14 protein-coding genes and 1 tRNA gene are annotated in these 12,240 nt (G+C 61.6%); 6 read left to right on the forward strand and 9 right to left on the reverse strand.

Annotated elements, in window-relative coordinates:
* Position 1: 1 nt before the first annotated feature.
* The 3 genes from ACLB6G_RS14170 to ACLB6G_RS14180 are packed head-to-tail and all read right to left on the reverse strand — an operon-like array spanning position 2 to position 2,226.
* On the reverse strand, positions 2-250 hold the full coding sequence (locus ACLB6G_RS14170; RefSeq protein WP_410356851.1) for an acyl carrier protein: 249 nt from the start codon (positions 248-250) through the stop codon (positions 2-4).
* Positions 240-731, reverse strand: coding sequence for a GNAT family N-acetyltransferase (locus ACLB6G_RS14175; protein WP_410356852.1), 492 nt, complete (start codon positions 729-731; stop codon positions 240-242). The genes ACLB6G_RS14170 and ACLB6G_RS14175 overlap by 11 nt, the downstream gene beginning before the upstream one ends.
* Positions 721-2,226, reverse strand: a complete 1,506-nt coding sequence (locus tag ACLB6G_RS14180; protein WP_410356853.1) for an AMP-binding protein — start codon at positions 2,224-2,226, stop codon at positions 721-723. The genes ACLB6G_RS14175 and ACLB6G_RS14180 overlap by 11 nt, the downstream gene beginning before the upstream one ends.
* 254 nt (positions 2,227-2,480) lie before the next feature.
* Here ACLB6G_RS14180 and ACLB6G_RS14185 point away from each other — a divergent pair.
* A tRNA-Gly gene (locus ACLB6G_RS14185) sits at positions 2,481-2,555 on the forward strand.
* A 145-nt stretch (positions 2,556-2,700) separates the two neighbouring features.
* On the opposite strand, the gene ACLB6G_RS14190 is transcribed toward ACLB6G_RS14185, so the two are convergent.
* On the reverse strand, positions 2,701-3,195 hold the full coding sequence (locus ACLB6G_RS14190) for a hypothetical protein (protein ID WP_410356854.1): 495 nt from the start codon (positions 3,193-3,195) through the stop codon (positions 2,701-2,703).
* A gap of 100 nt (positions 3,196-3,295) precedes the next feature.
* Here ACLB6G_RS14190 and ACLB6G_RS14195 point away from each other — a divergent pair, with 100 nt between their 5' ends.
* Both ACLB6G_RS14195 and ACLB6G_RS14200 read left to right on the forward strand, forming a co-directional pair.
* The gene (locus ACLB6G_RS14195) at positions 3,296-4,807 is read left to right on the forward strand and encodes an alginate export family protein (RefSeq protein ID WP_410356855.1); all 1,512 of its coding nucleotides are present in this window, start codon (positions 3,296-3,298) and stop codon (positions 4,805-4,807) included.
* Positions 4,788-6,128, forward strand: a complete 1,341-nt coding sequence (locus ACLB6G_RS14200; RefSeq protein ID WP_410356856.1) for a serine hydrolase domain-containing protein — start codon at positions 4,788-4,790, stop codon at positions 6,126-6,128. Before ACLB6G_RS14195 ends, ACLB6G_RS14200 begins: the two co-directional genes overlap by 20 nt.
* 94 nt (positions 6,129-6,222) lie before the next feature.
* Here ACLB6G_RS14200 and ACLB6G_RS14205 read toward each other — a convergent pair whose 3' ends face one another.
* A complete protein-coding gene (locus ACLB6G_RS14205; RefSeq protein WP_410356857.1) occupies positions 6,223-6,732 on the reverse strand; it encodes a hypothetical protein in 510 nt (169 codons plus the stop codon).
* 72 nt (positions 6,733-6,804) lie between these two features.
* Between ACLB6G_RS14205 and ACLB6G_RS14210 the strand changes: the two genes are divergently transcribed.
* Positions 6,805-7,074 carry a DUF6460 domain-containing protein gene (locus tag ACLB6G_RS14210; protein WP_410356858.1) on the forward strand — a complete coding sequence of 90 codons (270 nt, stop codon included), beginning with the start codon at positions 6,805-6,807 and terminating at the stop codon, positions 7,072-7,074.
* 12 nt (positions 7,075-7,086) lie between these two features.
* Here ACLB6G_RS14210 and ACLB6G_RS14215 read toward each other — a convergent pair whose 3' ends face one another.
* Positions 7,087-7,995, reverse strand: coding sequence for a histone deacetylase family protein (locus ACLB6G_RS14215; protein WP_410356859.1), 909 nt, complete (start codon positions 7,993-7,995; stop codon positions 7,087-7,089).
* A 79-nt stretch (positions 7,996-8,074) separates the two neighbouring features.
* Between ACLB6G_RS14215 and ACLB6G_RS14220 the strand changes: the two genes are divergently transcribed.
* On the forward strand, positions 8,075-9,421 hold the full coding sequence (locus tag ACLB6G_RS14220) for an MATE family efflux transporter (protein WP_410356860.1): 1,347 nt from the start codon (positions 8,075-8,077) through the stop codon (positions 9,419-9,421).
* A gap of 4 nt (positions 9,422-9,425) precedes the next feature.
* Here ACLB6G_RS14220 and ACLB6G_RS14225 read toward each other — a convergent pair whose 3' ends face one another.
* Both ACLB6G_RS14225 and ACLB6G_RS14230 read right to left on the reverse strand, forming a co-directional pair.
* Positions 9,426-10,511 (reverse strand): quinone-dependent dihydroorotate dehydrogenase, encoded by a 1,086-nt coding sequence (locus ACLB6G_RS14225; RefSeq protein WP_410356861.1) that lies wholly within the window; start codon positions 10,509-10,511, stop codon positions 9,426-9,428.
* Between the two features lie 3 nt (positions 10,512-10,514).
* Positions 10,515-10,865 carry a DUF952 domain-containing protein gene (locus ACLB6G_RS14230; RefSeq protein WP_410356862.1) on the reverse strand — a complete coding sequence of 117 codons (351 nt, stop codon included), beginning with the start codon at positions 10,863-10,865 and terminating at the stop codon, positions 10,515-10,517.
* Positions 10,866-10,993: 128 nt separating this feature from the next.
* On the opposite strand from ACLB6G_RS14230, the gene ACLB6G_RS14235 reads away from it, so the two are divergent.
* The gene (locus ACLB6G_RS14235; protein WP_410356863.1) at positions 10,994-11,422 is read left to right on the forward strand and encodes a hypothetical protein; all 429 of its coding nucleotides are present in this window, start codon (positions 10,994-10,996) and stop codon (positions 11,420-11,422) included.
* Positions 11,423-11,427: 5 nt separating this feature from the next.
* Here the strand turns inward: ACLB6G_RS14235 and ACLB6G_RS14240 are convergent, their stop codons facing one another.
* Positions 11,428-12,237 (reverse strand): thioesterase family protein, encoded by an 810-nt coding sequence (locus ACLB6G_RS14240; protein WP_410357152.1) that lies wholly within the window; start codon positions 12,235-12,237, stop codon positions 11,428-11,430.
* Between the last annotated feature and the right edge of the window lie 3 nt (positions 12,238-12,240).

Consider the following 12,240-nt stretch of genomic DNA (forward strand, 5'->3'; position numbering starts at 1 on the left):
GTTACCCATTTTTGCGCAACATTTCAGCTTCTTTAATCAATTCACCGACATTCTCGAGACTACCTATTTTTTCAATATCGAATTCAAAATTCAACGCATCTTCAATTGCCATCAATAAAGCGACATTTTCTACGGAATCCCAACCCGGAATATCAAGGGCAGTAGTTTCAGCATTTATTTTCTCAATCGGGTAATCAAAATGAAGGGAAATTATGCTCTTAATTGATTCAGAAATGTTTTCATATTTCATCGGTATTTACTCCGTTTTTCCTCATCGATATCATCTCCTGTTCGAAGTTATTAAAACTCCAGAACCTCAAAGCTAGATCATTCCCTCTTACGACTTGTAGTTCAACCGAATTAACTCCGTTGTCTCGAAACCATTTTTCCAAAGTTTGATAGAGCTCCCTGGCCAATCCGCTGCGGCGGAATTCTGGAGTTACATATATAAGATTGACAAAGCCAACCAGTTCAGGAGGAGCTGTCGATGGTGAATTCTTCAAAGATCCCTCGATGAAGCCAACAAATTTACCATTAGAAAATGCACCATATATTATTCGTGACTTATTTCGGCTCTTGCCATAGTTTCTGACCCAAAAATCGAATGCATCATTTCTAATCAGGGGCCTATTGATAAGACCATGAAAAACGCTATAGCACTCGAAATACAGATCGCGTATATTCGAGTTTAGCAACTGGGATTCATTAATCGCTATAACTTCATAAATCATGGTTTTTACCAACCAATTCCTTTAGATAAACATAATCAATTTTATCATTAGTGTTTTTTGGCATACTTTCTAAGAAAATAATTCGATCTGGAATCATATATGTTGGCAATATTTCACGTAGTCTAAATATGATTTCTTGCTCACGGAATGTTGCTCCCGAAACAAACCCAAAGAGGCGAGTATATGATGAAGGTGCATCTGGACTCCCTGCTACGGCAGCAACGAGGTCTGTATTTGCTGATTGGCGCAATGCTCCCTCGACTTCGCCCAATTCGACGCGATAGCCTCTAAGTTTGATCTGGCTGTCTAGCCGTCCGCGGAAAAGAAAGCCCGATTCTTGATCATATGTGCCGAGATCCCCCGTTAAATACCAACGCGTTCCATCTTCAATTACAAATTTTTCTTTTGTCTTCTGATTATCATTGAGATAACCTGGAGAAAGCTGCAGGCCAGAGAGCATTATTTCTCCGTCGACAGACAATTTCATTTGCTGGTTGCCTATTGGTTCCCCTAGAGGGACTGTTTCGTTGTTATTCGGTGATATGCCCCATTCATATGAGCTGAACGCGATTGTTGCTTCGGTGGGACCATACAGATTGACAATTCTTGCGTTTGGGGCGGCCTGTGCGCAAGTGATTGCCAAGCTTTCTGGGAGTGCTTCACCACAGAAAAATAAGGTCTTCAGACTCTGTAATGTTTTCGGCTTCAATAGGCCGAGAGTTTTGGCTTGTGCAGCTGCCGAAGGAACTGTTAACCAATGATTTGCATTTGAATTCTTAATCATTCGAGGCGCCATTTGTGCGGCTCCGGCAGGGATGGATAAAAGCTTGCCGCCCTGCATCCATGTTAGAACCATATCATGAACAGACAGATCGAATGTCATCTCAACGGCTTGTGCAATAATTTCCATGTTGGAAAAGGGATAGATATCAATCATGCTATCTGCATAAGATAATAAATTATCATATGTAATAGGTACGCCTTTCGGCATCCCAGTAGAGCCGGACGTAAACATTATATATGCTAAATTATTTAAATTATGTGATTGAAAAATAATGTTATCAGTAACACTAAATTCGATTGGATCCCTATCCAGGGACATATGGATAATTGGGATTTGGACAGCACGAACACATTCCATAGCATGTTTGTTTTTGTCCGGGGAGCTACAATATACAAGTGAAGGTTTAGCCTGCGCGAATACATTTAATATTCTATCATTAGGCCAATTTGGATTAATGGGTATGTAACAATATCCGTTAGCGAGGCATGTATAAATCGCGGAATAAGTCGCGACATCGCGATTAGTAAAAATTGCGATTCGAATTTGAGTGTTGTTATTCGACAAAATTTGTAAGGTGCGGTCTAAAGTATTGGCCATGCTTATAAGTGCACCATACGAAATCTCATGCCCTTGAGCGCGGATCGCTGGTTGTTCAGCGTATCTCTCCGCAACATTTCGAAGCCGTGACGGAAGCGAATTTGCAGCCAACATGTGACACCCCATTTGCCTTTTTTGGTAATCACTGAAGTTTCACATTTCAACTCCCTAGCTCAGCAGAATAACAAAAAGAATGATAATTTCCATTATCCATCCCGCCCACCACCCCCCCCCAAAAAATCCGCCACTCGCGGCACCCAACCGCCCCACATTTCTTCCGAGGCGCTCGCCGCGGTCCGGTCCCTCTTTCCCGCCCGTCTGCGTGCTTGACTTCCGTTTCGCACCGGTCAATCTAGGCGCCTGGCCCGGCGGGTGTAGTTCAGTGGTAGAACGCAAGCTTCCCAAGCTTGATGTCGTGGGTTCGATCCCCATCGCCCGCTCCAGCCCTTTTCCGGGTATCCGGCAGTCGCTTTCGTCCGGGCTGCGCTGGCAAGGCGGGTAAGGGCGGCGCACACGGTCTCGCGCTTTCCCTTTCGTCGGTCCCCCGGCATCCCGTCCGTTTCGCCGGCATGCCGCAAGCCTCCCGTGCTATCCGCGCGGCGCCCGCGCGCGGTCGAACGCCGCCAGCATGGCCGCCAGGTATGCAATCGAATCGCCGGTCGAATCCTCCAGGTCCGATGCCGCCGTCCGCGAGACCGAGAGCCGCCCGTCCGCATCCCGGATAATCCAGCCCTTTTCCTGGAGCACGGCGACCTTGCGGCGGACGGTTTCGCGCGGAATGCCGGAATAATCGGCGATCGACTGGATGTTGATCGGCTGCTGAAGATGCTCGTCATCGCCCGGATGGGTCATCTGGCGATGGGTGAGCAGTTCGGGCGACCAGTTCTCCGGCCGTGTCCTGTCGCCGATGACCGCCAGGACAAGCAGCAGGTCGAGATCGCCGTCGAAACGGGCGCGCAACTGGGTCAGCAGGCGGATGAAGGCTGCCAGGTGGACTGGCCAGACGATGCCGAAGTGCTTTCTCACAAATGCTTCGGGCTTTTCGTCGTCCAGTGCCGCGCGCGCGGTTTGCTGCTTGTCCATCCGGTCCGCCCATTTTGGGTGTCGATCAGCTTGAGCTTCTTACGAAGCTTAATACTATCCGTGGCTGGTTGGAAATCCGTTAGGGTGTCGAGGAATGCCAGTGAAGAAACCGCGCAGACCCGCTGCCCTTCCGATCCGCGCAGCGGCACGGTCCGGTTTGCAGGCGATCGGTGGCAAGCGCCGCGCCGTTCATGGCGCGCTGGCCCTGGTCTTCCAGGCAGCGCTCGCAGTCGCCGCGCAGGCGCAGGCCGCTGACCCGATGCTGCTTTACGACGAGAACGGGACCACGGTGCGCGGCCACCTGCAGTTCGGCATGAATGCGGTCGCCGAGCGAAACCTGTTCTGGAACCTGTCGAACACGTTCGCTCCGGCGTCCGGTTTCGATCCCGACGCGAACTGGCTTGAGAGCTTTGTCAAGGCCGGACTGAGCTTCGAGCGATCGCTTGATGGCGGGCCGGTGCTTTATGGCAAGGCGTCCGCGATCGCGTCCTACACGCTGGGAACCGACGCTTATGATTTCCGCAATACCGGCCGGGTGACACTGGAGGAAGCCTATCTCGGTCTGCGCATGCAGGGGGACGGGCGGACCGGTTTCGACATCTCGGCCGGACCGCGGGAACTCAAGCTCGGCACGGGCATGCTCATCGCCAATGGCGGTTCGAGCGGCTTTGAGCGCGGCGCGCTGAAAACCGGCCCGCGCAAGGCGTGGGAAATGGCTGCCATCGGACGGATTTTCAGTGACGGCCTCACCGGAACCGCCTTCTACATCGATCCGAACGAACGGCCCGCCAATGACGGCAGGAACGCGCTTGCGGGGCTGGACCTGCGCTTCGATGCCGAAGAGGGCGGCTTCCTCGGGATCACCTATCTCAACGTCCTGAAGTCCCTTTCACCCTACATCCAGGCTGCACCCGGCGGCACCGGGGCGCCGGCAGTCCTGCCGGGGGCGCGTGAGGGCACCCAGGCGCTGAATTTCTACGCCAGGACGAGCCCCTTCTCCGGAGCCCTGGAAAACTGGACATTCGCAACCGATTTTGCCTACCAGTGGAACGACCGGATAGACCTGAATGCCTGGGCCGGGCGGGTGCAGGTCGGCTATGCATTCCCCGGCCTGCCATGGTCGCCGAGCCTGACCTACTCCTACCAGGCGTTCTCCGGCGACAATCCCAATACCCCGGCGCTCGAACGCTTCGACCCGCTTTATTACGAGGGATCGCCCAGCGCCTGGGCGACCGGCTCGAAGTCGTCGATGGTCTTCATCAACTCCAATGTCCAGGCGCATGGACTGGCGTTGCGCATGCAGCCGACGGCCCGCGACACGATTACCCTGCGCTATGCCCATATCCGGGCCATGCGGCTCAACAGCCCCTTGCAATTCGGGCAGGCGACGCGTGTCGATACGACAGGCGGGACCGCCAATGTCATCGCCGGGGTCACCCATCCCCATCTGGCGGACGATCTGTTCCTTGAATACAGCCGCATCATCAATCCCAACACGTTCCTGACGGCGGGCTTGAGCGTTTCCTTTCCCGGGAAAGGCATCCGCAATGTAGTCGGAGGCCGGGCTCCGAACTGGACGGGAGGATTCCTGAATGTCTTTGTCAATTTCTAGGCTTGCCGCCGCCTGCGCGGCGTTCTGGCTCGCGGTCGCGATGCCGTCCGCTGCTGCGGCACAAGCCGCGCCGCTTTCCGCGCAGGAGTCCGACCCGCAGGTCATGGGCTGGATGGAGGGCTTTCCGCCGCCGGCGGACAAGCTGATCACGCAACCCGATTCCAACTACTTCAGTTTTCCCAAGCTGCGGTGGTCGGTCTGTCATCTTCGCGAGTTTCTGCCCACCGAGGAGATCAGCCGTGGCATTGCTGCGCCGGTTCCGCTTGATTACCTGCCGCCGGCAGCGTTCAGCGACATGGCGCGCCGGATCGACGCGGTGACCTTCACGCCGCTCAATGGCGACAGGCCGATGACCTTCGAGGAATCGCTCTACGCCAACTATACCGACGGGATGCTGATCATCCACAATGGCAAGGTGGTCTACGAGCGTTACTTCGGCTGTCTGGAGGAAGACGGCAAGCATGCCATCATGTCAATGACGAAGTCGATCACCGGTCTTCTTGCGCAGATGCTGGTCAGCGAAGGCGTGCTGGACGATACGCGGCTGGTGCGTGACGTCATTCCCGAGATCGGAAACAGTGCTTTCGCCACCGCGACCGTGCGCCAGGTCATGGACATGACGACAGGCGTCAAATACTCGGAAGACTATTCGGATCCGAACGCCGACATCTGGCTCTATTCGCGCGCCGCCAGCCCGCTCCCGAAGCCCGAAGGTTACAATGGTCCTGACGGCTACTGGGAGTATCTGCAGCAGGTTGAGCCCGAAGGCGGGCATGGAGAGGCATTCCACTACAAGACCATCAACTCCGACATGCTGGGATGGATCATCAGCCGCGTGACCGGCAAGGCGGTGACCGACCTTGCCTCCGAGCGGCTGTGGCGGCCCATGGGCGCAGAGCAGGACGCCTACCAGACGGTTGACGGCAAGGGCGTTCCGTTTGCGGGCGGTGGCGTGACGGCCGGCCTGCGGGACCTTGGACGGCTCGGCCTGCTGATGCTGAACGAGGGCGAGATCAACGGCAGGCGTCTCTTCCCGGCCGAGGTGGCGCGGACCATCGCTGCGGGTGGGGACCAGTCCAGGTTCGCCGGTTTCCCCACCATCCCGAATGGCAGCTATACGAGCCAGTGGTGGGTTTTCCATAACGCCCACGGCGCCTATGCCGCACGCGGGGTACACGGCCAGACCATCTATGTCGATCCCGCGGCCGACATGGTGCTGGTCCGGCTGGCTTCATACCCGCGCGCCCAGAACGGGTTCATCGATCCGACCTCGCTGCCGGCCTACCAGGCGGTCGCCGAGTTCCTGATGCAGCACAACTGACCGCGGCGGTGCGCTGGAATGGGGCGCACTCCTGGTCTGACTCGCAGGCTCGATGCCATGGGCTCGATCCCCATCGCCCGCTCCAGACCCGTCCTCAGTGCGTCTTCAGTGCCGGGTTCGGCGTGTAGCCCGGCCCGATTGTCAGCGGCTTTTCGGCGATCATGCCGGAGCCGACCTGGCTGCGGAACGTCATCGACGTGCGCCAGAGTTCCCGCGTCCCGTCACGCGACAGCAGCCGCACCTCCACCGCGTAAGGCCTGCCCTTCTCCACGCCCTTGAGGGCCGGCGTGCGCAGCATGATGCGCGGCGCCCGCACCCGGAACCGGTCGCTGACGCGGATCGGCGGCCCGCCTGCCGGGTTCTCGAACGTGGCCTGCAGGATCGCGCCGGTCTCGACCGGCCTGACCGCGATGGCGGTGAAACCGGCAAAGATCTCCGACACCCGGTAATTGGCGATGAAGCCGCCGCCGGCGATTTTCACCGGGGCCTGTGCCCCCTTGTCCTCGCGCAGCAGCCACAGCGCGCCAAACAGCAGACCCGCCACGGCAAGCGCCGCCAGGCCCGCCGCCGTCAGGGAAATCTCGTGTCGCGCGGCTGCTGCCATGGCTCACCGTCCCTTGAAGTCGCCATCATGAGACCGTATCTGACGGGCGTCAATCACAGCCGGGATGAGCAAATGGGCAACGCACTGGTCAGGTTTCTGGGAGACACCCCGGCGCGCGTCGCGCTGAAGCTCATCGTCGTCTCCTTTCTGGTCGGCCTTGTCATGGCCGCGCTGGACTGGACGCCTTGGGACGTGCTCTTCGCCATCCGCGAGTTTTTCCATTCGCTCTGGGCCATGGGCTTCGAGGCCATCGAACGCTTCTTCGGCTATTTCCTGCTCGGCGCCGTCATCGTCGTTCCGGCCTTTTTCATCCTGCGTCTCATTAACTACCGCAAGGGCTGAGGCGCGCGACCGTCATCCGCCGGAAAATTCGGCTGCCACCTCGAACAGGATGGCATGGCGCTCGCCAAGACCCGCCATGTCGCGCGCATAGCCGCCGCCGATCACGCCGCATACCGGAATGCCACGCTCGCGGAAATGGTAGAGCACCATGCGGTCGCGCGCCCGCAAGCCCTCGTCGGTGAGCGCCAGGCGGCCCAGCCGGTCGCCGTGATGCGCGTCGACACCGCCATTGTAGAAGACGAGGTCGGGCAGGAATCGCTGCCCGATCTGCCCCAGCGCCTCGGCGAGCGCCGCCAGGTAGGCCGCGTCGCCGGTTCCGTCGGGCAGTTCCATGTCAAGGTCGCCGGGAATCTTGCGCGCCGGGTAATTGCGCGCGCCGTGCAGCGAGAACGTGAAGACACGGGGCTCCTCGCGAAAGATGTCCGCCGTCCCGTCGCCCTGGTGCACGTCGCAGTCGACGACGAGAATGCGTGCGGCCTCGCCCGTGGCCAGCAGCACGTTCGCCGCCACGCCCACATCGTTGAAGGTGCAGAATCCCGCGCCCTGGGCACGCCTGGCGTGGTGGCTGCCGCCTGCCGCATTGCAGGCCACGCCGTGTTCCAGTGCCAGCCGCGCGGCAAGCACCGTGCCCGCACCGGCCAGCCGGGCGCGCCGCGAGACCGCCGCATCGACCGCAAAGCCGATTTCCTTCTCGATTTGAGTCGGAACCGCGCAGCCGATCACCTGGTCCACATAGGCCGCGTCATGGGCCAGCGTCAGCCATGGCCGCGGCGCCTCGCCCGGTTCGTGCAGATGGCCGGGCCGGACCAGTCCGCGCTGCCTGAGCGCCGTCATGAGCAGCGTGTACTTGCTCATCGGAAAGCGGTGGACAGGCGAGAACCGCGCGTCGTAATCGGGGTGGTGAACGATATGCAGTGCCATGCCCGTTCAATAGGGCGGGACCGGGCGCACCGGAAGCCCGCAAAGCGGCAATGACGTGCAAAACACGAGGGAGACCAGCTTGGCCGTCGACGATCCGGATCCGGCCGCCATCCGGCCCTTCGCGGTGACCAACCGGCTGGTGCTGGCCATCGCCGTGCCGATGACGCTGGCCTATCTCTCCACGCCGCTGCTCGGCCTGACCGACACCGCCGTGGTCGGCCGGTTCGGCGATCCCGGGCTGCAAGGTGGCCTCGCCGCCGGCGCCATCGTCTTCGACGTGGTCTTCACCACCTTCAATTTCCTGCGTGCCGCGACGACCGGCCTGGTGGCGCAGGCCAATGGGCGCGGCGATGCCATGCAGGAACGCCTCGTCCTGTACCGGGCGCTGGTGGTCGCCCTGATCGCGGGCCTTGCCGTCACGCTGGCCGGACCGCTGATCGCCGCCGGCGGCCAGGCCTTCGTCGATCCCGGTCCGCGCGCGGCCGATGCCATGGCCCTCTACATCCTCATCCGTGTCATTTCCGCGCCCGCCGCGCTCGCCAATTTCGTCATCCTTGGTTATGTGCTGGGCCGGGGCGAGGGACGCACCGGCCTCGCCCTGCAATTCCTCCTGAACGGCATCAACATCGCCCTGTCCGTCTGGCTCGGCCTTGCGCTCGGCTGGGGACTCGAAGGCGTGGCATGGGGAACGGTCATCGGGGAGTTCGTCACGCTTGCCGCCGGGCTTGCCCTGCTGTCGCGCCGCTTTGGCCGGCATTGGCGCGTGCCCTGGGTGTCCGTGCTCGACGCCACGGCCCTGACGCGCCTGTTCGCGCTGAGCGGCGACATCATGATCCGCTCCTTCGCGCTGCTGGCGGCCTTTGCCTGGATGACCCGCGCCGGCGCACAGCTTGGCACCGTGACGCTTGCCGCCAATGCCATCCTGCTCAACTTCTTCATGGTGGCCGGCTATTTCCTCGATGGTTTCGCCACCGCCGCCGAACAGCTTGTCGGCCGCGCCGTGGGCGCGCGCTTCCGCCCCGCCTTCGACCGCGCTGTGAAGCTGACCCTGTGGTGGGGCCTGGGACTTGCGCTCATCCTGCTGGCCGTTTTCCTGGCGGGCGGCGAACGCCTGATCGACGTCATGACCACGGCGCCGCAGGTGCGCGAAATGGCCGTGGATCACCTGTTTCTGGCCTCGCTCTGCGCGCTGACCGGCGTCGTCGCGTTCCAGATGGACGGCATCTTCATCGGCGCCACCTGGTCGCGCGACATGCGCAACATGATGCTTGCCTCGCTGGCGCTCTACTTCGCATCCCTGTGGGCGCTGGTGCCGGCCTTCGGCAATGCCGGGCTCTGGGCGGCGCTGCACGTGTTCCTCGTTGCCCGCGGCATCAGCCTCGGCGCCATCCTGCTCGTCCGCCGCCGCCAGGCCTTCCAGCCATGACCGGTCAGAGCGGCGTGGAGGCCCATTGCTCCAGGCCCGTATCGCGCAGGGCGCCCGGATGGTCGATGCCTTCGCGGTCGAGGAAGGCGGAAAGCCCTTGCAGGATGCGCCGGGGCAGGCCGGGGCCGCCATAGATCATGCAGGAATAGAGCTGCACGAGGTCCGCGCCCGCCCGGATCTTCTCCAGCGCCGTCGCCGCGTCCTCCACGCCGCCGACCCCGATGATCGGCAACGAAGGGCCCACGCGCTTGCGCAGTTTCGCCAGCACCGCCGTGGAGCGCCGGAACACCGGCCGACCGCTCAAACCGCCGGCCTCGCGGGCCGCGGCCGTATCCGCCAGGCGGTCACGCGCAAGCGTTGTGTTGGAAACGATCAGCCCGTCGGTGCCCTTGTCCAGCACCTCTTCGGCAATGTCGTCCAGTTCCGCTTCGGAAAGGTCGGGCGCGACCTTGAGAAAGACGGGCGGCGCCTTGCCGGTCGCCGTGGCGCTGGCATCGCGCGCCACCTTCACGCGGGCCAGAAGGTCGCCCAGGCTTTCCCGGCTTTGCAGGTTGCGCAGTCCCGGCGTGTTGGGTGAGGACACGTTGACGGTGAGATAGGAGGCCAGCGGCGCGAAGACCTCCACGCCCTTCACGTAATCGGCCACGCGGTCCGCGCTGTCCTTGTTGGCCCCGATATTGACACCGACGATGCCGCCCCGGTCTGCCCGCGCCTTCAGCCGCGCCAGGCAGGCGGCATGGCCTTCATTGTTGAAGCCCAGCCGGTTGATGACGCCCCGGTCCTGCGGCAGGCGGAAGATGCGCGGCTTCGGATTGCCCGGCTGCGCCAGCGGCGTGACCGTGCCCACTTCCGCGAAGCCAAAGCCCAGACGCAGCAGCGCGTCGGGCACCTCGCCGTTCTTGTCATAACCTGCGGCCATGCCGAGCGGATTGGGAAAGGTCAGGCCGCAGACGGTCGTCGCAAGGCGCGGATCGAAGCCCGCGTCAAAACGGCCGCCAAGCCCGGCCTTCAGCGCGGTGATGGAAAGCCCGTGCGCGGTTTCCGGCGAAAAGCGGAACAGGAGTGCCAGGCCGAGCCTTTCGCCGATCATGGCTCACTCCGCTTCCAGCGGGGGGAAATCGTGCCGGCCGTCCGCCCGCAGCGGCAGCGGGCGGACCGCGCGAACGGCGGAAAGGTCGAGCGGTGCGTAGAGATGGGGAAACAGCGCGCCGCCGCGCGATACCTCGTAGGTCAGCGCGTCGCCCAGCGCTGCCGCTTCAACCGACACAAGCAGCAGGTCGTCCTGTCCGGCGAAGTGCTTTGCGGCGGTTTCCCTGACCTGCGCGGCCGTGGAAAAGTGGATGAAGCCATCGGCCAGGTCCACCGGCGCGCCATCGAAACGCCCGGCTGCCTCGGCCGCCTGCCATTGTTCGCGAGTCGCGATCTTGTAAATGATCCGGTCCATGGCATGCGCTATAGTCCGTTCCGGCCCGTTGCGAAAGCGCGCTGCCGGGGTTTGGGCACGCTTTCCCCATTTCCGGCCATTTCGGCGCGCATGCTGCGCAATCCGCGAAACCGACAAGGACAGGGATCATGATTTCTTGGAAGACAGCCGCGACCGGCCTGGCGCTTGCTTTTCTTGCCGCAGGCCCTGTTTCCGGCGCCGAGATGCGCTTCGACATGCACAAGGACGGCGACCGCTGGGTGCGCCTCGACCGCCAGACCGGCGCGATTTCGGTCTGCCGCGAGGAACGCGGCGAACTCGTCTGCCGCATGAGCGCCGACGACCGGACCGCCTGGGACACCGAGGTCGCCGATCTTCGCAGCCGCATCGACAGCCTGGAAGCCCGTGTCGCGCAACTGGAAGGCCTGCCTCCGGCGCCGGGAGACAACGGTCTTCCAAGCGACGAGGAATTCGAGAAGACGCTTGGTTTCATGGAGAAATTCATGCGCCGCTTCATGGGCATCGTGAAGGATCTCGAAAGCGAGCAGCGGCAGGGCCTTCCGCCGGACCGGACCTGATCGCCTCAGCCGGCCGCCTGCAGTTCCAGCTTCACCGACTTTCGCGTCGCCAGATCCATGACCAGGCCCACCACCTCGCCGCTGGCGACAGGCATGCCGTCGGTGGCGCGGAAGAGTTCATGGTGTAGCCGGATCGTCTTGCTGGCGCCCGTTTCCGCGCGTGACACGAGGATGAGGGCGTCGCCCGCCATGGCCGGATTGTGATGGCGGATCTGCATCTCGACGGCGACGCGGCCGAGCCCGTTGTCATTGAGCCATCGTGTGCTGATGCCCGCATGGTCCCAGACATGCGGCGCGCCATCGGTAAACCGCGAGATATGGAACTGCTGGGTCAGCCGTCCCTTCGCGTCGCATTCCGCCGGGGTCACGATGCAGCGATGGGCAATGACACCGCCCGCCGCCAGCATGGCGGCCTTGTCCAGGCCAGGCCGCGGCGAAGGATCGATGCTGCGCGGCAGCGCCGGGGCGGCTTCCGCCTCATCGGCGATGGCGCCGGATTCGGGCGCTCCCGGTCCGTCCAGCGCGGTGGCGCAGAGGCGGCCGGTGGCGTTTTCCTCCATCCGGTGCACCACGCGCCCGGCAAGCGGCCCGCTGGCGATGACGCCGGAGCGGACCACCGCCGATTGCGCGGCCGCCAGTTCCGAATGGTAGCGCACGTGACGCACCGGCGGCAGGCCGGCCATGTGGTCGCCGCCATGGGCAAGCGCGAAGAACCGCGCCGCCTCGTCGAAGCGCTTCATGTAGAACTGCACGTTCATGTGCGCATTCTCGTCGCATTCCCACGTGTTGACGAAGGAACGGTGGGTCTCGATCATCTG

The sequence above is a fragment of the Zhengella sedimenti genome (assembly GCF_046506625.1).
GTDB lineage: Bacteria > Pseudomonadota > Alphaproteobacteria > Rhizobiales > Rhizobiaceae > Zhengella > Zhengella sedimenti.

Coding starts and splice junctions, on each gene's coding strand:
- ACLB6G_RS14230 (WP_410356862.1), bottom strand. CDS start 10,865: ATGGACCGGATCATTTACAAGATCGCGACTCGCGAACAATGGCAGGCG.
- ACLB6G_RS14235 (WP_410356863.1), top strand. CDS start 10,994: ATGATTTCTTGGAAGACAGCCGCGACCGGCCTGGCGCTTGCTTTTCTT.
- ACLB6G_RS14200 (WP_410356856.1), top strand. CDS start 4,788: ATGTCTTTGTCAATTTCTAGGCTTGCCGCCGCCTGCGCGGCGTTCTGG.
- ACLB6G_RS14175 (WP_410356852.1), bottom strand. CDS start 731: ATGATTTATGAAGTTATAGCGATTAATGAATCCCAGTTGCTAAACTCG.
- ACLB6G_RS14215 (WP_410356859.1), bottom strand. CDS start 7,995: ATGGCACTGCATATCGTTCACCACCCCGATTACGACGCGCGGTTCTCG.
- ACLB6G_RS14170 (WP_410356851.1), bottom strand. CDS start 250: ATGAAATATGAAAACATTTCTGAATCAATTAAGAGCATAATTTCCCTT.
- ACLB6G_RS14225 (WP_410356861.1), bottom strand. CDS start 10,511: ATGATCGGCGAAAGGCTCGGCCTGGCACTCCTGTTCCGCTTTTCGCCG.
- ACLB6G_RS14190 (WP_410356854.1), bottom strand. CDS start 3,195: ATGGACAAGCAGCAAACCGCGCGCGCGGCACTGGACGACGAAAAGCCC.
- ACLB6G_RS14205 (WP_410356857.1), bottom strand. CDS start 6,732: ATGGCAGCAGCCGCGCGACACGAGATTTCCCTGACGGCGGCGGGCCTG.
- ACLB6G_RS14240 (WP_410357152.1), bottom strand. CDS start 12,237: ATGATCGAGACCCACCGTTCCTTCGTCAACACGTGGGAATGCGACGAG.
- ACLB6G_RS14210 (WP_410356858.1), top strand. CDS start 6,805: ATGGGCAACGCACTGGTCAGGTTTCTGGGAGACACCCCGGCGCGCGTC.
- ACLB6G_RS14180 (WP_410356853.1), bottom strand. CDS start 2,226: ATGTTGGCTGCAAATTCGCTTCCGTCACGGCTTCGAAATGTTGCGGAG.